Genomic DNA, 20,735 nt, shown 5'->3' on the forward strand with positions numbered 1-20,735 from the left:
AGGAAACTATGCATTTTACACTTCTAAGGGTGCATTATTTTTCTCTTTGCTTCTCTATTTCAAGTAATTCAATAGCCTTTGATAATTCATTCTGAAGTTCGTCATAGCCTATAACTCTTCCAATTCCAGAAAGTTCCAAAAAGTGATACCTTAATTGTTGATATAGAGATTCTTTGATTTGGTTTTTAATTTGAATCACTTCTTCTGTTTGACTCATGCCTTCAAGTTGTTTGTAGGTCTTTAGTAGTTCTGTATTCATAAGTTTTATTTATAAAAAGGTCAACCCTATTTTTCTCCCTAACCCTTGCTCAAATATTCGTATCAGAGTGGACAATTGGATATTTCCTTTAGCATTTTCTAATTTAGAGATATAACTTTTTTTTGTCCCTGCTTTTTCCGCTAATTGCTCTTGAGTTAAGTTCGCTTCTTTTCGAGCTTCTTTTAGCATTTCGCTAACGATGAACATTTGGGAACCTTCTTCATATTTATTGCGGCTTTCCGTTCCAATTTTTCCGTGCTCTAATTCAATAAGCTCATCGAATGTTCTTATGTCCTGATACTTTTTCATGACTTTTATTTTTTTGAATTGAAATAATTTTTCATTAATCGTTCCGCTTTATCGATTTCCTTTTGTGTCTTTTTGTGGAAGCCATTGAAAAGAACCACAAGTTGTCCGTCATCGAAACAACAGAAAATCCGATAGATGTTCGATTGGTATTCCACTCGAATTTCATAAAGTCCCTTCGTTTCCGCTAAATGTTTCAGGAACTTTTCGGGAATCCGGTCAACCTGTTTTATCAGTTCGAAAACATATTGAATTTTTTCTTTGACTTTTCTATTCTGTTTTTGGTAGAATTCAATAAAGTGGTTTTCGTAAAAAATTATCTTTCTTGTCACATCACAAAGTTATCTTTAAAGATAACATTTTCCAAGTTTTTCGTGAAGTTTCTTGTAATGCAACCCAACATCCAACAACTACAAAACCCATATCTTTGTGGCTACTATGACCAAAATATTAAACGTAGAGACTGCAACTACAAATTGTTCCGTAAGTATTTCAGAAGACAATAATATTGTTTGTCTGAAAGAGAATAATGCCATAAACTATTCCCATTCGGAACAATTACATGTTTTCATAAAGGAAGCTCTTGATGAGGCCTCCTTGTCTTTTTCAGATTTAGATGCCGTAGCGGTAAGTAAAGGTCCAGGGTCTTATACCGGACTTAGAATTGGTGTGTCGGCTGCGAAGGGCCTATGCTTTTCATTGGATCTGCCATTAATTGCCATACCTACATTGCAAAGTATGGCGCTTCAAGTTTCAAGTGAAGAAGGTGAAGTGATTATCCCTGTATTGGATGCGCGTAGAATGGAAGTGTATTCATGTGTGTTTGACAACGGTTTTCAGGAAATAAGAGAGACTAGAGCAGAGATAATTGATGAGGATTCTTTTCAAGAATATTCTTCTTTTAAGAAAGTACATATTGTTGGCAATGGAGCAGAAAAGTGCCAAGGGGTACTCTCACATGATAATTTTCAGTTTGATACTTCCATAGTTCCTTCGGCCAAAGAAATGGCAACTCTTTCCTTTGAACATTTCAAAGATGGTATTTTTGAAGATGTGGCCTACTTTGAACCTTATTACTTAAAGGATTTTGTCCTTCAAACCAAAAAGAAGCGCTAATCAGCTACTTCATGAACAACGCGTTGCGGGAATGGAATTTCAATTCCTGCCTGATCAAAACGTAACTTGGTTTCTTCGATTACGTAGAAATGGGCTGGCCAAAACAAATCGTTTTGGGCCCAAAAACGCAAGGTGAGATTTACAGAACTGTCAGCTAATTCACCTACATAAACCTCAGGAGCTGGCTCCTTTAAAATATCAGGGTTGTCTGCACAGATATGCAACAGAATTTCCTTGGCTTTTTTAATATCCGAGCCATAACCAATCCCTACGTCAAACTTATCTCTACGTGTATTTTCCATGTTGTAGTTGACGATGCTTCCGTTAGAAAGTTGTCCGTTGGGAATAATAGCTATCTGATTTCCGAAAGTGTTGAGTTTGGTACTGAAAATGGTAATTTGTTTCACCGAACCTTCTACACCTTGGGCCGAAATCCAATCGCCTACCTTAAATGGTTTAAAAACCAGAATCAACACTCCACCGGCAAAATTAGCCAGGGAACCTTGTAAGGCTAAACCGATAGCTAACCCAGCAGCGCCAACCATGGCGATAAGCGATGAAGATTGCACTCCAAGTTCTGTTACTACCGCAACCACCAAAAGTACTTTCAGGCCAATGTTGATAAAACTTTGAAGAAAGCTCTCCAGAGTTTCATCATAGTCTTTTCGCTCGAAGAATTTATGGACCAAACGATTGATGATCCTAATTATCCATAGACCAACTACAAATATTACAACGGCCAAAATTAACTTGGGAAGGTAGTCCAAGAATATTCTGATAGCTTTTTCTAGCTGCTGCTCAAGATTCCAAAATTCTTCCATTAGATTTAATTAAAGCACAAAGAAAAATCAAACCATTGTTTTTCACAACTTGATCATATTAAAGTATAATCAATTCTTCAGCTGTCCTAAAGCTTGTTGTGCAGAAGTTACAGGGAGTTTGCAAGCACCTTCAATACATACAAAAACCAATGTTTGGCCTTCATTATATCGACTTTTCAATAGTTCTATATTACCTTCTTTTGGTGATCCGACCAAGATGCTGTTGGGAAGGTAATTACTGGCAATTTCTTTCCCTAAATTTTTAAAGTTTTCACCGACTACCGCAATTTCATGGAAATTCTGGTTTTTATAAAGAACCAAATGAAGCCAATTGGTAAACCCTTGTGCACTTTCGTCAAAATCGACCTGTACATTTTTAACCATTTGTTCGGCCATTTCACCATAACCTTCCTCTGAAAACAACTTGTGGTACTTTAAAAGGTTCTTTGCCATTATGGAGTTGGAAGAAGAAATCTCCTTGTCGTAGGTTTCTATAGACTTTCTAATTAGCGAATTATCTTCATCTGAAGTATAAAAGAACATTCCCGATTCATCGTTAAAAAAATGATCTTTCGTATAATCCAGTAATTTTTTGCCAAGCATTAACCACTTTTCATCAAAAGTAACCTCATAAAGGGCAAGGTAGGCTTCTATAACAGTCGCATAGTCATCTAAAAATGCATTAATGCTGCTTTTACCTTCTTTGTGATTTCTAAAAAGGGAGGAGTCATTTTTGATTACCTCCTTTTCAATAAATGCAGCATTTTTAAGCGCTAGTTCTAGATATTCCTCATTTCCCAAATAGCGATAGGCATCAACAAGTCCCTTTAGCATTAAACCGTTCCAAGAGGTAAGAATTTTGTCATCCAACCTCGGTTTTGCTCGTTTTGCTCTCTCTTTTTTCAAGATGTTAAGAGACTGTTTCATTTTCTGTCTTAGGTCGGATGGTTCAATGTTATGTTTTTGAGAAATTTCATCATCACTCTTATCTCGAATTAATACATAATTTCCATTTTCCCAGAGGCCATATGAATTGATGTTGAAATAATCCTTGAAAATATCATAGTCAGCACCTAACAATTGTTTTAATTCTTCTTTTGTCCAGACGTAATAGGCACCTTCTTCCAATTCACCATGTTCATCTAAGCTGTCTGCATCCAAAGATGAGTAAAAACCACCGCTTTTATCCAGAAGCTCTTCCTTAACAAACTCAATGGTCTCTTCAACAACATTTTTATATAGATTATTTTTTGTTACTGCATACGCTTTTGAGTAAAGGCTGGTGAGCTGTCCGTTGTCATATAGCATTTTTTCAAAATGGGGCACATGCCACTTGTTGTCGACCGCGTATCGCGAGAATCCACCGCCCACATGGTCGTACACTCCTCCATAGGCCATTCTGGTCAATGTGGTGCCTACCTGCTCCATTATTTCATCATTGTCAGTTGCCGTCGCATAATGCAATAAAAAGTCCCAATTATTGGGCATCATAAACTTTGGTGCCCGTTTGTATCCGCCTAAATAATTATCGAAATGTTTGGACCAATTTGCCACAGCTTTTTCGAGTTGCTCCAAAGAGTAGGTGTCTGCATCTGCTTGGTTCTGTACTAAGTTGATGGCATTGATGCCGTTGGACAAATCCGTAGCAACCTGAACTATTCTTGGTTTATCTGTTTTGTAGAGTTCAACAAGTCGATTCAAGGATTTGATCCAGTTATCTTTTGGGACATACGTGGCTCCCCAAAAGGGCCTTCCATCTGGCAGGGCCACAATGTTCAATGGCCACCCTCCATTTCCAGACATCATCTGAATCGCATCCATATATATTTGATCCACATCAGGTCTTTCTTCCCTATCAATTTTAATATTGATGAAGTTTTCGTTCATCATTTTGGCCACTTCCTCGTCCTCAAAACACTCTTTTTCCATAACATGGCACCAATGACAAGCTGCATAACCAATACTGATCAGAAGTGGTTTGTCCTCTTTTTTTGCCCGTTCAAGTACTTCAGGTTTCCATGCTTCCCAGTTTACGGGATTGTGGGCATGCTGTAATAAATAAGGACTGGTCTCATGGACCAGGGCATTGGTGTATTTGTGATTCACGTTTTTTGTTTTTTGGGTACATCCTTGAGTTAAGGAAAGTATAACCCATAAAATGGTAATTCTTTTGATCATAACAACATTTTAAGCATAAAAAAAGCGCCCTCTCAAGGCGCTTTCATTTGCCCTTTCGATTATTTTACCTCGAAGGTAATCTTTACATTCACTCTGTATTCATCAATCTTGCCATCTTTTACCGAGGCGCTTTGTTCATTGATATAGACCGAACGGATGTTTTTAACTGATTTGGACGCTTGGTCCAATGCGTTCTTTGCGGCTTGTTCCCAACTCTCGTCTGAGTTGGCCAAAACCTCAATTACTTTTAATACTGCCATAATAGTTAATGATTTTAAATTTATCCAATTTAGGAAAAAAATGACCATAAAGAGGTCAATAAGCCCTAAAATCAACCGTTTATGGCAATTACTTCGTTTACCTTATCGCCCAACATATTTTTGAGCATGGTCTCGATTCCGTTTTTTAGGGTAAAAGTGGAAGAAGGACATCCACTACAGGCACCTTGTAAAATAACATTTACCGTTTTACTTTCTTTTTCGTAGGATTGGAAAAGTATATTGCCTCCATCACTGGCAACTGCAGGTTTTACATATTCTTCAAGGATGCCCACAATTTGTTGGGATGTAGCATCGTATTGGGTTTGATTTACCTGTTGCTCGGCAGTTTCCTTAGCTTTTTCTGTTGCTGCCTCTGATACTACTTCTTTGCCGTCAGCAAGGAATTCCCTAATGAATTCTCGTACTTCCATGGCAATTTCTTCCCAATTTGCCACATCATATTTGGTAACGGAAACATAGTTTTCGTCCAAAAAAACCTCTTTTACAAAAGGAAAATGAAAAAGTTCACGAGCTAGTTGCGAATCCTTGGCCTCATCAATGTTCTTAAACTCGTATGTGGTAGGTACAATTCTCTTGTTGGAGACAAATTTCATTACAGCAGGATTTGGAGTTACTTCAGCATAGACTGTAATGGGTTGTTTCTTTTTGGACACTTCCTCGTGTACAATAGGCTCATCCGCATTCAAATATTCCACCAACTGTTGGGCTACTTCGTCCTTTACATCGCCCCATTCAACTATATCGAAGCGTTCAAGAGCAACAAAATTACCCGAGATGTATACAGTTTTGATAAATGGAAGATAGAACAATTGTTGGGCTAAGGGTGAATTTTTAGCCTCATCTATATTTTTATACTCATAGTTTCCCTTGGCCAAAAAATGATTTGCCTCGAACTTTAAGATTTTTGGGTTATTGGTGGTGACAACTGTTATGTTATATTCTTTCATAGCAACTATTTGGTGCAAAAATACCAAAGTAAACAAGAGGGTCAAAATATATAATAATGTATCGGTTAGACCGTTATTTAAATGTTTGATTACCTTTAAACCCCAACTATAGCCCAAAATCGTTGCATGAGACGCTATTTAACCCCATTGATCTTAACCCTATTTTTTGGGCTGACTACTAAGGCTCAGGAGGGAATTCCTGTTTATTTTGATTATTTATCGGATAACTACTATTTGGTGTATCCTTCTATGGCTGGAATTGCAGAAGGAACCAAAATAAGGCTTACAGCGCGCAAACAATGGTTCAGTGTTGATGAGGCGCCAAGCCTTCAAACCTTGAATTTCAATTCTAGGGTTGGTGAGCGCAGCGGAATAGGCGCTATTTTATTTAATGATTCCAACGGATATCATTCGCAGACTGGGTTTAAAGCTACGTATGCGCATCATCTGCAATTGGCAGGTGATTTCAGGACTCTGAACCAAATTTCCTTTGGATTGAGTGCTGGGGTTATTTTAAGTAGTTTGGACGAGACGGAATTCAGGTCGATAGTGCCGGATCCTGTAATCACAGGAGTAAAGAATACCGCTAGCTATTTTAATGCGGATTTAGGGATGTCCTATAATCTTATGGAGTTTTATGCCCATGCTGCCGTTTTGAATATACTTGGAAGTGGACGAGATTTGTATACTGCTGCTGAATTTGACAACTTAAGAAGATATTTGCTTTCTGCAGGGTATGTTTTTGGGAAAAAGACACGGATTGAGCCGTCTATTTTGTTCCAAATGACTGATTTTACCAAGGAAAAGACCATTGATTTCAATGCGAAAGTCTATAGGGATGTTAGTTTCGGAACCGTTTGGGGAGGATTATCCTATCGTAGAAGCTTCGATGGGGCGCAATTTCAGACCAATGGAGGTTTTGGAGAGCAGCGCTTACAATTGTTCACACCAATAGTGGGTGTAAATGTGAACAATTTCCTGTTTTCATATAATTATTCTTATCAATCAGGAGACATTCGTTTTGATAATGGTGGGTTCCATCAGATTACCTTGGGTTATGACTTTGGTCAGAATGATCAAGGCAAGCGATACGATTGCTACTGTCCTGCCGCTAATAATTAAAAAAGGCCTATCCAAAGGATAGACCAGTTTTAATTTGTAATCAGGAGCTTAGTCCCATTTATAATTTTTCTTTGAAGCTTGTGTTTTTATTGCGGATAGCATAGCATTTTCGAGTTCCCCGGTTTCCTCTTTTTGGTTTTTGGCAATATAGGCTTCGCGCTTTTTGTTCAATTCCTGAATTTGTTTTTGGATTTTTTCACGCTCGTTTTTTTTCTCTGCTATATATACCTTGATTTCCTTCTCTGACTTTCCTTTTAATTCGGTAGGAAGGTCATTTTCGGGCATTTCCTCTAACAATTCTTCATCATTCTCCAAAGCATCCACCAAGTCCCAATTGGAGTTTTTATATAACCTGGAGCTTTTGCTGACAGCCCTTTTTACTGCGACCACCTCTTCCAATTCAGCGGCGTTGCTATCTTGCGTTGCCTGAGCCATTTTCTTTTGCCTTCCCATAGAACCATAAGAAATATAGGTGTTGTTCAATTGACCATTTAACTTGATTATAATATCGTCATAGGGAGTTTCAATATGGACCACCTGTCGATTGTGGTCTATGGCCATGTACTCCCCACCAGTTATAGTGGCACCGCTTTTCCATTTTGTGGAAATACCTTGATTGTAGTTACCACAGAAAATGGTGTTTACAATAACATCTTTTTCTTTGGCATTATATGCGGCATCTTGATAGTTTAATTTACCCTGGGTAAAAGGTTCGTTCCCAGCAATAAAGATCATTTTCAAGTCATCTGGATTTTTCCCCCAATCCAATTGTTTCAATGAAGTATGAATAACCTCTCCGCAATATTCCTCACCGCCATTTGTGGTTAGGGAAAACAGTTTCTCGGAAATTTCATCAAGATCTTTGCTAAAGCCAATAACTTGCCTAATGTAACCCTCTCTAGAGCTTAAGTTATCGTTTCCATATTCATAAAGTGCTATTTGAAGCAGGGGCCTTGTTTCATTACCACATTTTGCATGGGTAAATTCATTTACAATATCCCAAAGTTGGGCCTTTGCTTGATTGATAAGTCCATCCATACTGTTGCTTGTGTCCAGTAGTAAAGCAATTTTCACATATTGCTTGGATGGTTTTTCATCAATTGATTTGGTGATTAAAGTCGTTTTTGAGTAATTTCTTTCCTTCAAGGTGTCTCCATAAATGTTTCCAATGGTTATTGAGGCTAACATAAAACTCAGTACATATTTAACGTTTTTCATGATTCAAGATTTTTTAAATGATGGCCTAAAAGTATTTTCAACTTTTTTCAATAAAAATTGAAAACGAGGGAACAGTTCGCGCCAATGAGTGAATGGTCGAGTTGATTTTGTTAAGCGGCAAAATGGAGCTATTTGGGACTGTTTTTTACAATGTGTCCATTTTTTAATACGTTTTAGATCAACTAAGTTTACCTATAGTTTTAAAGGCACAGATGGTAAAAAAAGCACCTTTCATATTCCTTTTTCTCCTTTCCATGTTTACAGGCTTGTCCCAAGTAAATAACAATGGTTCTTTAATTCAGATTAAAGGATCGGTAAAGGGAAAGGAAAATTTTGAACCTATTTCTGGGGTTGAGATTTACACCAATAAAGGAAGATTTACCACTACCAATGCTTTGGGAGAGTTTAAGATTGAGGCCTCAATTGGTGATATGCTGATTGTGGAAAGCCCAGAGTTTATAACCGTGAGACATCGTATAACCTCCGATGAAGATATTGATGTTCAGGTTCAGGGATATTCACCAAGCGATGTTAGACAAAAAAAGAAAAGTGAGGCAAGAAGGAATGCGATGAACCACGAACGATTTCTGGATTCTGCTAATTTTTACAAAAAAACCGACCTTGAAAAAAGTATAGACTTTATTGCTAAATCAATTTCACAGCTTGGGAAGAGGGGAGATAAAAAAGAACTGTCATCGGCTTTGACAACTTTGGGAGACATCTATCTGTTTCATCAGCAATATGATTTGGCCATTACCAACTTAAAAGATGCATTGGCAAACCAAGAATCGGTAAAGGCCAAATTACTACTTGGAAAAGCTTATCTATTCAATGATGAGTTTCAAAAAGCGGAGAGAACACTTTCCCCTTTGTTGGATGCAAAAAATATGATTCCCTATCAACGCATCGAGCTGTATGAGGCATTAGGTGATGCAAATAAAGCACTGTCCAATCTCAAAAAAGCTTTGGATTATTATCGGGAAGGTTTGGAAGTAGCGCAGAAAAATCAGATTTCCCCTAAGGTAATCGATTTAAACTCTAAAATTGCCGACGCCTATGCCGATGAAAATCGAATCATTGAAGCAGAAGGGTTTTATAACAACTCATTGAATCTTTCCAAACAAGTGGCCCCCGAAAGATTGATTGAAGAGAACGAAAAAGTGGCGGATTTTTACAACGAGAAAAACAGATACGATGACGAGATACGGTTACGTAAAAAGAGCTTGAACGAATTAAGGCAGTTACCGCAACAAGCAGTAACCAAAGCAAATGCGGGGTTGTTGAGTCCCGATTCCATAACATCGCAACGTATCAACTATAAAATTGCCAATGCATATATTGCTCAAGATAAATTGGACGAGGCAATTCCTTATTTGGAACGCAGCATTGTTGAGGCCGATGGGGAAGATGATCTTGTGGTGCAAAAAGATGCCACTAGAAAATTATCGGAAGTATATCGATACAAGGGAGATTTTTCAAAAGCCTTGGAATCCTATCAAAATTATGTTGCAGTTGTAGACAGTCTTTATGTAAGAAAAGAACAGGAGATTTCAAGGGCAGCCCGATTCAATCGTGAAATCGCTACAAAGCAGAATCGTATTTCAAGCTTGGAACAAGAACGTCAGTTGTCCCAAAGCAAATACAATTTGGCCGTTACCGAGCAGCAATTGTTCCAAGAAACAAGTAAAAAGCAAAAATGGATAATCTATTCATTGGCTCTAGGAATTGTTCTTATGACATTAACAGCCTTTTTGTACTATCGTAGCAACAGGCAACAAAAATTAGCAAATAACCTATTGGCTTTAAAATCACTTCGTACGCAAATGAACCCACATTTCATTTTTAACGCACTTAATTCGGTCAACACCTATATTGCCAAAAGTGATGAACGAAGTGCCAATCGGTTTTTAAGTGAGTTTTCCATATTGATGAGAAGTGTGTTGGAGAATTCCGAAGAAGATTTTATTCCGCTTACCAAAGAACTGGAACTTTTGGAATTATACGTGAAATTAGAGCATTCCCGTTTTTCTGACAAGTTTGATTTTGAAATTGACATTGATGAAAAAATTGATGTTGATGCTTTTGAAATTCCGCCTATGCTACTTCAACCCTATATTGAAAATGCTATTTGGCATGGTTTGCGATACCGCGAAGAAAAGGGATTCTTAAAAATAAGTGTAAAACAACTTGATTTGGACACGCTTGAAATTGTCATTGCTGACAATGGCATAGGTAGAAAAAAATCTGCCGAATTGAAAACCTCAAATCAGAAGAAACAAAAATCCAAGGGAATGGGGAACATCAAAAAACGGATCCAAATTCTTAATGATATGTATAAAAACAAGGTGGATGTTTTTATTTCGGACTTGCACGATGACCAAACCGGAACAAAAGTATCACTCAAGCTTAAAAAAGATTAATGGAGCTAAAAACGATTATTGTTGAAGATGAGGCAAATAGCAGGGAGATACTTAGAAATTATCTCTCCAAATATTGTAAAGGAATAAAAATTTTAGGAGAGGCTTCCAATATTGAGGAAGGACACAGGCTGATTGAGCAATATAAACCTGACCTCGTTTTTTTGGATGTGGAAATGCCTTTCGGAAATGCCTTTGACCTTTTGGATAAAGTTCCTGACCGTAATTTTGAAACCATTTTTGTCACCGCTTATAATCAATATGCCATTGATGCACTAAATAACCATGCTGCATATTATCTGATGAAACCAATCAATATTGATGAATTGATCAAGGCTGTTGACTATGTAAAAGAAATCAAGGAAAAAGAAAATGCCTTGGAAGGCCAAGTTCTCGAAGCCAAAACAACTAAGACCGAAGGTAAAATAACCTTGCCCCAACAAGATGGGTTTCAAGTGCTGGATGTTAATGATATTTACTTCTGCAAGGCAGATGATAATTATACCGAGATATACTTGGAGCACAAAAAGATTGTGGTGAGCAAAACCCTAAAGTATTTTGAGGACGCACTTTCTTCATATACATTTGCTAGAATACACAAATCTTATCTGGTTCATGTTGGTAAAGTGATAAAATATAAAAAAGGAAAAGGTGGAAGCGTAGTGTTGACAAATGGCAAAGAACTGTCGGTTTCTGCCTCAAAAAAAGCTACATTACTCTCCTATTTTCAATAAGGAAATGTCCCCTTGAAGGGACTTTAAGGGTGTTCCGTAAAAACCTATCAAACAAAAGAAGAAATTAAAAATGATCATTAAACCCGTTAAAGGAAAATTTCCAAACATAGGTGAGGATTGCTTTATTGCTGAAAATGCCACAATAGTTGGTGAGGTAACTATGGGGAATCAATGCAGTATATGGTTCAATGCGGTGGTTCGTGGAGATGTTCATTATATAAAAATGGGCAATAAAGTTAATGTGCAAGATGGAGCGGTTATTCATTGCACTTATAAAAAATCCCCTACCAATATTGGAAACAATGTATCCATAGGGCATAACGCGATTGTGCACGGTTGCACAGTAAAGGACAATGTACTTATTGGGATGGGAGCCATAATTATGGATGACTGTGTGGTTGAGAGCAATTCCATTATCGCCGCAGGCGCCGTTGTAACCCAAGGAACGCGTGTTGAATCTGGAAGCATTTATGCGGGCATGCCCGCGAAGAAAATCAAAGAAGTAAGTCCGGAATTGAGTGCTGGGGAAATAGATCGTATTGCGGATGCGTATGTGATGTATTCCTCTTGGTTCAAAAAAGAATAAGGAATATTTTAACTTCACCCTTCACCCTTCACCCTTCACCCTTCACCCTTCACCCTTCGAAATAATCTCTATTTTTGCACAACTAAAAACTAAACTGATGAACGCATATATTTTTCCAGGGCAAGGAGCTCAATTTGTAGGTATGGGGTTAGATCTTTACGAAAACCATCCTTTAGCACAAGAGTTGTTCGAACAAGCCAATGATATTTTAGGCTTTTCTATTACTGATATAATGTTTGAAGGGACAAAAGATGATTTGAAGCAAACCAAGGTAACACAACCTGCAATATTTTTACACTCTGTTATTCTAAGTAAGGTTTTAGGAGAAGATTTTAAACCAGATATGGTCGCAGGGCATTCTTTAGGGGAATTTTCTGCCTTGGTGGCAAATGGAACCCTAAATTTTGAAGATGGCTTAAAGCTGGTTTCCCAACGGGCCTTGGCAATGCAAAAAGCATGTGAATTACAGTCAAGCACAATGGCCGCGGTTTTGGGGTTGGATGATGAAATAGTTGAAAAGATTTGCAGCGAAACAGAAGGGATTGTTGTGCCTGCCAATTACAACTGTCCAGGACAATTAGTAATATCAGGCGAGGTGGAAGCGGTCAATTTGGCCTGTGAAAAACTGAAGGAAGCAGGGGCGCGAAGAGCATTGTTGCTTCCTGTAGGAGGAGCTTTTCATTCCCCGTTGATGGAACCGGCAAGGGAAGAATTGGCTGCCGCCATAGAAGCAACAACATTTAATGCTCCCGGTTGTCCAATCTACCAAAATGTGACTACAACGGCTGTTACGGATTCGGATCAAATAAAGAACAATTTGATTCTGCAACTTACCGCTCCGGTAAAATGGACGCAGAGCGTACAACAAATGATTAAGGATGGAGCAAAGTCCTTTGTTGAGGTAGGTCCAGGAAAGGTATTGCAAGGATTGGTACGAAAAATTGATTCAGGAGCGGAAACTTCATCCGCAACCGTTTAAAAATAGGATTTTTCTGACATCTGAACCGTTCACCCAAGAAACTTAGATTTAATCTGTTTAGTTGGGGCATTCCTCTAATTTTTAGTAATATTGGTTCTTCCCAAATCACCAACCAAAGTATGAGTAAAGAACAATACTGAAATATAGTATAGGTGATGTTATCTTTTTTAGAAAAAGCCCCAAAAACACGGTTCTCCAGCTATGGATATAGAGTATTTCTACTTATAGCATTTACCTTTTTTTCACTGAATTTTGGATTTGGTCAGGTGGCGACGATAGTGGCGATAGACGGCGCCGCCTCCGAGAGCCCTTTGGACACGGGCACCTTCCGTGTGAGCCTTGACGTTCCCAACAGCAGCGGCGGTACCATAACGGTCGACTACAGCATATCGGGCACTGCGGGCGCGGGCGACTATTCCGGCCTCACGGGCAGTGTCGACATATTGGACACCGAGCAGACGGCGGACATCACGCTGACCCCTGTCAACGATGCGGAGGTGGAGGTGGACGAGACGGTCATCGTGACCCTTGATGCGGGCACGGGCTATACGGTGGGGGCTCCCGGCAGTGACAGTGTCACGATAAGCAGCGAGGACGTTGCCCCGGACCCGGTGGCGACGATAGTGGCGATAGACGGCGCCGCCTCCGAGAGCCCTTTGGACACGGGCACCTTCCGTGTGAGCCTTGACGTTCCCAACAGCAGCGGCGGTACCATAACGGTCGACTACAGCATATCGGGCACTGCGGGCGCGGGCGACTATTCCGGCCTCACGGGCAGTGTCGACATATTGGACACCGAGCAGACGGCGGACATCACGCTGACCCCTGTCAACGATGCGGAGGTGGAGGTGGACGAGACGGTCATCGTGACCCTTGATGCGGGCACGGGCTATACGGTGGGGGCTCCCGGCAGTGACAGTGTCACGATAAGCAGCGAGGACGTTGCTGCTGTAACAATTGACAATGAGAGTGGAAACGAAGATGACGGCTCTATAACCATGAGAGCAACACTTGACAATCCGGTGAGTGGTGGTTTTACCGTAAGGGTTTTTACAGATGATGGCTCAGCAACTTTTGCTGATAATGACTATGCTGATATTGATAATTTGGTGCTGACATTTGCTGGGACGGCCGGAGAATTTGAAGAATTTGATGTTACTCCTAGTGCTGATAATGTTATAGAACCAAATGAAACAATAATTGTCAGAATGGCCAATTTGGCCAATACTTCTTTAGCTGTTGATATCTCTGATACTGCAACGGTTACCATTATCAATGATGATTCCTGCGCAGCAGGAAACAATGCGCCAGTGTTGAATGGATTAGTGATTAGAGGTTTCTGCGACGCTTTCACACAAGACCTCGATGCGTATACTGACACAGCGATACCTTCAGGATCGAATTTAAGATGGAGTACAAACTCAGATACAAGTGCTACTGGTGATTATTTACCAACAAGCACCGTGAATACACCGGGAACTTACTTTGGATTTTTCTATGATGCAGTAAATAATTGCGCAAGCCCAACGTTGAGCGTGACAATTACACAGAGTTCTACACCTTCGGCAGGAAATACTAATAATGTAGCTACATGTAATGATTCCAGTGAGGGAGATAGTGTTGTGGATTTGGACGATCAATTGACAGGGGCAGATGCAGGTAATTGGACGTTAAGCAATGCCCCAGGAGGAGCATCGATTACTATCAATGCAAGTAATATTGTCAACTTTAACGGACAGCCGCTGGGAGATTACACCTTTACTTATACTACTTCCGGAGCTGTGGCGCCCTGCGTTGATCAATCGGTGGATTTGGTGATAACGGTCCAAGATTGTGCCATTCCTTGTAATGCTGGTATCAATGCACCTATGTTGGATCCTGATGTATCCACGGAATTTTGTGATACCGTTTTGGCTGATTTGGACAATTATGTCACGAATTCTCCACCAGCAGGAAGCGAACTAACATGGAGCACAAACCCGGACCCATTGCAAACAGCTGCCCATAGGAATAGTCTGGTCAACGCCCCTGGAGCTTATTTTGGATTTTTCTATGACTCAACAAATAGTTGCGCAAGTCCGGTACTTACGGTTACCTTAGAGCTTTTCAGTACACCAACCATAAATAGTACTTCAGGTGACTCAAGATGTGGAGAAGGTACCTTGACATTAACCGCTGTAGTGAGTGATGATAGCACTCTAAACTGGTATGATGTAGCCACTGGTGGAACGATTTTGGGATCTGGGCCTTCTTTTGAAACCCCAAACATATCCGCTTCGACTTCGTTTTATGTAGAAGCCACTGCAAACGGATGTAGCTCGGAAAGGATTGAAGTAGTTGCCGAGATAAACCAAACCCCTTCTGCAGGTACGCCTGAGAACACAGAAGCTTGCAATATGGAAGATGAAGGTGGTCCAACAACCATAGACTTGGATAATACACTAACCGGTGCTGATGTGGGAACTTGGGCAATAGTAACAGACCCATCAAATGGAGCAGTAGTTATAGATTCCGAGAACAATGTTGATTTTGAGGGTCTGCAAAGTGGAAATTATGTTTTTGAATATACTACAACCGGAGCGGTAGCCCCATGTACTAACACCTCTGTTCAGGTGACCATTTCGGTAAACGATTGTACGGTGGACACTGATGGAGACGGATTGACTGATAGTGAAGAAAATACTTTGGGAACAAACCCTAATGATTCTGACACTGACGGTGATGGACTAACCGACGGTGAAGAAGTATTGAATGTCGATGATCCAAGTACTACAGCTGTCCCTGAAAATGCAACGGATCCATTGGATGCATGCGATCCTTTCTTGACCCCTGATTGTAATCCTGAGCCAATTGATTTGGCTTTGACTAAGACGGTGAACAATGACACTCCTTTATTAAATAGTGAAATTATTTTCACCATTACCTTGGAAAATACTGCTAATGAAAGAGTTTTAAACGTTATAGTAACAGATTTGATGGGAGGAAACACAGGGTTTGAATATGTTTCCCATACCGCTTCCAAAGGAACATATGATCAAAATTCGGGAGAGTGGACCATTGCCGAGATAACTCCTCCTGAAGAAAGAATTACCTTAGATATAACAGTTAGGGTCACTTCGTTAGGACAGCTTCAAAATACAGCCACAATTACTTCGACCTTTCCGATAGACGGGGTATCATCCAATAATGTTGCCACCATTGCTGTTAGGGTGGTAGAAAGTCCTTGCAATGACCCAGGAACTATTTGTAACATATTTTCTCCCAATGGAGATGGTATTAATGATACTTTAGTATTTGTAGACCCTAATAATGAGTATTCCAACAATAGTATAGAAATATTTGACCGCTATGGAAATAGTGTCTTCCAAATGAACCGATATGATAGCTCGTGGGATGGTACCGGAAGCAATGGTAATTTACCGAAAGGAACATATTTTTATATTCTGGATCTTAATGGAGACGGGAGCAATGTGGTCAAAGGTTGGATTCAAATCATAAGATAAAAAGGGAATATGCCAAATAAGGGTTTAACATTGTGCAAAAGAATTACGCTCGTATTTTTAATGGGCTATGTGGGCACCTGCTTTGGACAGAAAGAGCCACAGTATACACAATACATGTATAACATAGGGAGCTTTAATCCAGGGTACGTGGGTACGGTGGAAAGCCCCGAGATTGCAGGCTTGTATAGGGCGCAATGGGTAGATATTCCAGGTGCTCCAACAACTATCCGTTTTGGAGCGAATGTTCCTTTGGCCAATGAAAAAAGTGGACTGGGGCTAAACGTGGTTCAAGATGAGTTGGGACCATCTAAGCAGACCTATGCGAATCTTTCTTATTCCTATCAGATTAATCTTTCTGATAACACCAAGCTTTCATTTGGTATGGTGGCCGGAGGATCCTTTCTAAATTTGGATTATTCCAAAGGGACTGTTGTAAACCCATCTGATCCGACATTGGTTGGTGAAAACCAAAGTAATTTTTACCCAACGGTGGGTGCTGGGCTTTTTATGTACGGTGATGAAGATTGGTATCTTGGACTGTCAGTACCAAATTTCCTCACCAATGGACTGTATAACGATGAAGTGGCCACGGTTGTTGAAGACAATATGCAGTTCAATGCCATTGGTGGATACGTTTTTCAGATTTCTGAAAGAACCAAGTTTAAACCGGCATTTTTGATAAATTACTTGTCAGGATCACCTTTAAATTTAAATTTATCCGCTAACTTTCAGTTTATTGATGCATTGACACTAGGCGCTTCCTATAGATTTGATAACGCGGTTAGTGGCTTGGCCGGTTTCCAGATATCAAACACACTATTTATTGGATATACGTATGACTACAATACCAACGGGCTAGGCGAGTATTCAGGAGGAAGCCACGAAGCCATATTAAAGTTTTATATCGGAAGGGAAGGTGCTGGTCGAGGCTCGAGAAACAGGAACAAGGATAAAAAACAAAAAGGTAGCTCCAAACAAATAGACTCCCCAAGATTCTTCTAATATGCTAAGAACAAAGAAAATATTCCTTACGTACTCTATTTTTATTTTGGGAATGATGATGGGTTTGTCCCAATCCAAAAAGTCAAAAGGAGATACGTATTTTTTTCAGTACGATTATAAAAATGCAATTCTTGCATATGAATCTGAACTCGTTAATGGAACGTTGACTGAAGAACAGTATTTGAACCTTGGGGATTCCTATTTTAATATAGATGGTTTTGAAAAAGCCTCCAAGGTTTATATAGACCTCTTTGAGCAAGATAAACTGGATGATAAGCATCATTTGAACAAAATGCTCCGAAGCATATCCAAAAGCTCTGAAAAAGGAAGAAAAGAAGAAATTTTGAAAATTATATCATCAAAATTCCCGAAAGAGTTTTTGGAAAATATGGAGTTCAATACCCAATTATTGAATGGTGATGCATTGATTGAAAATTTAAATTTCGAGATTTTTAATTTAGAAGAAAACAGCCCCCAACTGGATTTCTCTCCAAGCTTTTATAATAATAAAATTTTGTTTACTAGTGGTCGTCGAGTGGAGAGAACGGATAAGAAGAGGAGAAAATCAAACGGTGTGGGATACCTAAATATTTTTGAAGCTAACATACAGGAAGATGGGCAGATTTCCACGGTCATTCCCTTTTCAGGTCTTCAAAGCTCTAATTTTCATAAAGCTACTCCCAGTTACTCAAAGGAATTGGAAAGTATATTCTATGTCATGTCCAATACTGAAGATGGAGAGATGTCCTTTGATGAAAATGGTAAAAATGCCTTGTCTATAGTAATGCAGCGAAAAGATGATCCCGTTAGATTATTGTTGAAAGATTTGAGCACTTCGTTTTATTATCCTTTTTATGACCATAAGAGCGGGAAACTGTATTTTTCCGCCGATTTTGAAGATGGTTACGGCGGTACAGATATCTATTATGTGCATACCAATAATGGACAGATTATGTCGGCACCGGTAAATCTTGGGCCTCGAATAAATTCATCGGGAAACGAGATTGCACCGTTTATTTTTGAAAACAGTTTCTATTTTTCATCTGACGTGTTCTATGGCCTTGGAGGTATGGATGTCTACAAAGCTGAAATTGAAGATGGAAACTTTAGCATTCCAGTAAATCTGGGAAGCGGAATCAATTCTGCTGAAGATGATTTTGGATTGGTCATGCGAAACGCGGGAGATGGTCTTTTGGGGTATTTCGCGTCAAATAGGCCCGGAGGAAAAGGAGAAGATGATATTTACGGCTTTAAAGTGGACCAAAAACCTGGACTTAGAACCTTAGCCCTAAAGGGAAAAGTGGTGAAATCCAATAAGAAATCGGATATTTTGGATAGGGTATCAGTTGGGTTGTGGGATGTGGATGGAACTCTTTTGGCAGAAACCCTTTCCGATGAAAATGGTGATTATCGCATAGAGATTCCCTGGAGAGAAACGGTTGTTGTCCAAGCGGATAAGGAACGGTACTCAACCTTTAGTAAAAGACTTTCAAAAAACGAAGTTGAAGCGTTGGAGAATAATCCCGAATTCGATATTGAAATAGCATCCTATGATGATTTAGTTGAAGAGAAAGAAGGTCAAAAAGTTGTAAAGACCAAGAAGCTTTTCTTCGGAAGAAGTTCTACGCGGTTAACACCCGAGATTGAAGCCGAACTGGATAAAGTAGTGGCGTTCGTCAAAGATTTTCCTATGGTTCAATTAAGAATAGAAACGTATACCGATAGTAGGGGCGGTAGCAGTACAAACTTTCGTCTGACCCAAGGTAGGTCAGATGCGATTAAAGCATATTTGATTGGAAAAGGGGTTTCTTCGAGCAATATTTTGTATTCAATTGGTTATGGCGAGGATAAAATTTTGAACAACTGCACAAATGGTGTCTATTGTTTGGAGGTTTTACACCAACAAAACCAACGTTCATTGATTGTTGTATTGAATGACAATGTACTTTTTAACTAAGTAAAATCCAGCAGTAGTATACCGAAAAGAAAGAAAGGAACACCATCCCTAGGTAGGTTAGCCATTGCAACCCTTTTTTAGGTCTATGTTCAACAGGCATATCGTTTCCCATTACGGTTTTCAGGTTCATCCATCCTATCAAGGGGGCCATAACAAAAGAAACAAACGTTGCAAGTGCTACCAAATCACCCATATTCGCACCGAAAACAACAATAACTATCCAATTTACAACAGCCATAAAGACCACAGCTGCGGGAAATGAATGTCTACTTATCAAGGACTTCATATTTGGAAAGAGCTTTTGGAGTACATCCAGACTTACCCTTGATACCGCATCATGGGCGGTCATGCAGGTGCTGAACATGGTTGCAAAAGCGGCCACAGCGATTAAAATATAGGCCCAATTACCAATATGGGAAGTAAAAAGGTTCACAACCTGATCTGCAAATACCACAGCACTTCCGCTAAGCTCTGTTCCCGTACCATAAAGGGTCATCCATCCAATGATCAAAAAGAAAATGGCGAGAAGTGCCGTTAAAAAATAACCTAGACCAAACTCTTGAAGTGCTTCTTTTAATGAGGGCCTTTCCTTCATCGTTTTCATATTTTCCATACTCCATAGACTAACCCAGCCCGATGCTTCCACTGCTGTGGGCATCCAGCCCATAAGACTAATTAAAAAAAGGACACCTATTTCATTGAATATTTCTGGTCTTTGGTATGATTCTGCACCGGATACGCCACCTTTGTTGATGACCATTGCCGTTGTGATGAGCAATGCCACAAACAGGATAGAGATGATGGCTTTCAACGAATTTTCAAGAAATCGATATTTGCCTATGATTAGTAAAGTTCCGATAAATACAAACAAGCAAAGGGCAACAGTACCTATACCAACACCGGAAATATGGAACAAGTTCATGAAGAGACCTGCAGTTACCACATAGAGCGCTGCCAGTATGGTGAATGTGGAAATTACCGTTACAAAGGCATAGATCCACAGATATTTTTTTCCCAGTTCAAGATAGCCCTGTATCAAGCTTTTCCCGGTTACGGTGGTATATCGTATCCCGAATTCAAAAAAAGGATATTTTAGAATATTGGCCAATAAAATGGGAATCACCATGATCCAACCGTATTGGGCACCTGCCTTTGTTGAAAGCACCAAATGGGAAGTTCCTATGGCCATGCTGGCAAACAATAAGCCTGGGCCAAGGTTTTTTAGAAGAATCTTAAGTTTTGACATGAAAGCTAAAGTACATCTGACTAAAATAGTATATTTATGTAACTCCGTAAAAATCATATTGAC

18 protein-coding genes are annotated in these 20,735 nt (G+C 39.5%); 9 read left to right on the plus strand and 9 right to left on the minus strand.

All coding sequences use genetic code 11. The features are described 5' to 3' along the window. Window positions 1–34: 34 nt before the first annotated feature. Genes E4661_RS06795 through E4661_RS06805 form a run of 3 tightly spaced genes read right to left on the minus strand, consistent with a single transcriptional unit; the run spans window position 35 to window position 897 of the window. Window positions 35–259 carry a hypothetical protein gene (locus E4661_RS06795; protein ID WP_136466080.1) on the minus strand — a complete coding sequence of 75 codons (225 nt, stop codon included), beginning with the start codon at window positions 257–259 and terminating at the stop codon, window positions 35–37. Window positions 260–268: 9 nt separating this feature from the next. Beyond that, window positions 269–568: a helix-turn-helix domain-containing protein gene (locus tag E4661_RS06800; RefSeq protein ID WP_136466081.1), complete on the minus strand. Its 300-nt coding sequence runs from the start codon at window positions 566–568 to the stop codon at window positions 269–271. A gap of 5 nt (window positions 569–573) precedes the next feature. Beyond that, window positions 574–897, minus strand: coding sequence for a type II toxin-antitoxin system RelE/ParE family toxin (locus E4661_RS06805; protein WP_136466082.1), 324 nt, complete (start codon window positions 895–897; stop codon window positions 574–576). 106 nt (window positions 898–1,003) lie between these two features. On the opposite strand from E4661_RS06805, the gene tsaB reads away from it, so the two are divergent. Continuing rightward, complete coding sequence (gene tsaB, locus E4661_RS06810) at window positions 1,004–1,681, plus strand: tRNA (adenosine(37)-N6)-threonylcarbamoyltransferase complex dimerization subunit type 1 TsaB (protein WP_136466083.1); 678 nt, start codon at window positions 1,004–1,006, stop codon at window positions 1,679–1,681. Here the strand turns inward: tsaB and E4661_RS06815 are convergent. The 4 genes from E4661_RS06815 to E4661_RS06830 all read right to left on the minus strand — a co-directional run bounded on the left by E4661_RS06815 (window position 1,678) and on the right by E4661_RS06830 (window position 5,908). Further along, on the minus strand, window positions 1,678–2,502 hold the full coding sequence (locus E4661_RS06815; protein WP_136466084.1) for a mechanosensitive ion channel family protein: 825 nt from the start codon (window positions 2,500–2,502) through the stop codon (window positions 1,678–1,680). The genes tsaB and E4661_RS06815 overlap by 4 nt on opposite strands. A 69-nt stretch (window positions 2,503–2,571) precedes the next feature. Then, window positions 2,572–4,680: a thioredoxin domain-containing protein gene (locus tag E4661_RS06820; RefSeq protein ID WP_136466085.1), complete on the minus strand. Its 2,109-nt coding sequence runs from the start codon at window positions 4,678–4,680 to the stop codon at window positions 2,572–2,574. Window positions 4,681–4,739: 59 nt separating this feature from the next. Continuing rightward, window positions 4,740–4,940 carry a dodecin family protein gene (locus tag E4661_RS06825; RefSeq protein WP_136466086.1) on the minus strand — a complete coding sequence of 67 codons (201 nt, stop codon included), beginning with the start codon at window positions 4,938–4,940 and terminating at the stop codon, window positions 4,740–4,742. A 71-nt stretch (window positions 4,941–5,011) separates the two neighbouring features. Further along, the gene (locus E4661_RS06830; protein WP_136466087.1) at window positions 5,012–5,908 is read right to left on the minus strand and encodes a NifU family protein; all 897 of its coding nucleotides are present in this window, start codon (window positions 5,906–5,908) and stop codon (window positions 5,012–5,014) included. A 126-nt stretch (window positions 5,909–6,034) separates the two neighbouring features. On the opposite strand from E4661_RS06830, the gene E4661_RS06835 reads away from it, so the two are divergent. Next, window positions 6,035–7,030 carry a PorP/SprF family type IX secretion system membrane protein gene (locus E4661_RS06835; protein ID WP_136466088.1) on the plus strand — a complete coding sequence of 332 codons (996 nt, stop codon included), beginning with the start codon at window positions 6,035–6,037 and terminating at the stop codon, window positions 7,028–7,030. A gap of 48 nt (window positions 7,031–7,078) precedes the next feature. On the opposite strand, the gene E4661_RS06840 is transcribed toward E4661_RS06835, so the two are convergent. Then, on the minus strand, window positions 7,079–8,248 hold the full coding sequence (locus E4661_RS06840) for a vWA domain-containing protein (RefSeq protein WP_136466089.1): 1,170 nt from the start codon (window positions 8,246–8,248) through the stop codon (window positions 7,079–7,081). Between the two features lie 212 nt (window positions 8,249–8,460). On the opposite strand from E4661_RS06840, the gene E4661_RS06845 reads away from it, so the two are divergent. The 7 genes from E4661_RS06845 to E4661_RS06875 all read left to right on the plus strand — a co-directional run bounded on the left by E4661_RS06845 (window position 8,461) and on the right by E4661_RS06875 (window position 19,426). Further along, window positions 8,461–10,668, plus strand: a complete 2,208-nt coding sequence (locus E4661_RS06845; protein ID WP_136466090.1) for a tetratricopeptide repeat-containing sensor histidine kinase — start codon at window positions 8,461–8,463, stop codon at window positions 10,666–10,668. Then, window positions 10,668–11,399, plus strand: coding sequence for a LytR/AlgR family response regulator transcription factor (locus E4661_RS06850; RefSeq protein WP_136466091.1), 732 nt, complete (start codon window positions 10,668–10,670; stop codon window positions 11,397–11,399). The genes E4661_RS06845 and E4661_RS06850 overlap by 1 nt, the downstream gene beginning before the upstream one ends. A gap of 70 nt (window positions 11,400–11,469) precedes the next feature. Beyond that, window positions 11,470–11,985: a gamma carbonic anhydrase family protein gene (locus tag E4661_RS06855; RefSeq protein WP_136466092.1), complete on the plus strand. Its 516-nt coding sequence runs from the start codon at window positions 11,470–11,472 to the stop codon at window positions 11,983–11,985. 97 nt (window positions 11,986–12,082) lie between these two features. Beyond that, window positions 12,083–12,964: an ACP S-malonyltransferase gene (fabD, locus tag E4661_RS06860; protein ID WP_136466093.1), complete on the plus strand. Its 882-nt coding sequence runs from the start codon at window positions 12,083–12,085 to the stop codon at window positions 12,962–12,964. Window positions 12,965–13,119: 155 nt separating this feature from the next. Next, complete coding sequence (locus E4661_RS06865) at window positions 13,120–16,467, plus strand: T9SS type B sorting domain-containing protein (RefSeq protein WP_136466094.1); 3,348 nt, start codon at window positions 13,120–13,122, stop codon at window positions 16,465–16,467. Between the two features lie 9 nt (window positions 16,468–16,476). Continuing rightward, window positions 16,477–17,469 (plus strand): PorP/SprF family type IX secretion system membrane protein, encoded by a 993-nt coding sequence (locus E4661_RS06870; protein WP_136466095.1) that lies wholly within the window; start codon window positions 16,477–16,479, stop codon window positions 17,467–17,469. Window position 17,470: 1 nt separating this feature from the next. Continuing rightward, the gene (locus E4661_RS06875; RefSeq protein ID WP_136466096.1) at window positions 17,471–19,426 is read left to right on the plus strand and encodes an OmpA family protein; all 1,956 of its coding nucleotides are present in this window, start codon (window positions 17,471–17,473) and stop codon (window positions 19,424–19,426) included. Here the strand turns inward: E4661_RS06875 and E4661_RS06880 are convergent. Beyond that, a complete protein-coding gene (locus E4661_RS06880; protein ID WP_136466097.1) occupies window positions 19,419–20,672 on the minus strand; it encodes an NRAMP family divalent metal transporter in 1,254 nt (417 codons plus the stop codon). The two genes, E4661_RS06875 and E4661_RS06880, sit on opposite strands and share 8 nt — an antisense overlap. Window positions 20,673–20,735: the final 63 nt, after the last annotated feature.

The sequence above is a fragment of the Flagellimonas onchidii genome (assembly GCF_004804315.1).
Classification (GTDB): Bacteria; Bacteroidota; Bacteroidia; order Flavobacteriales; family Flavobacteriaceae; genus Flagellimonas; species Flagellimonas onchidii.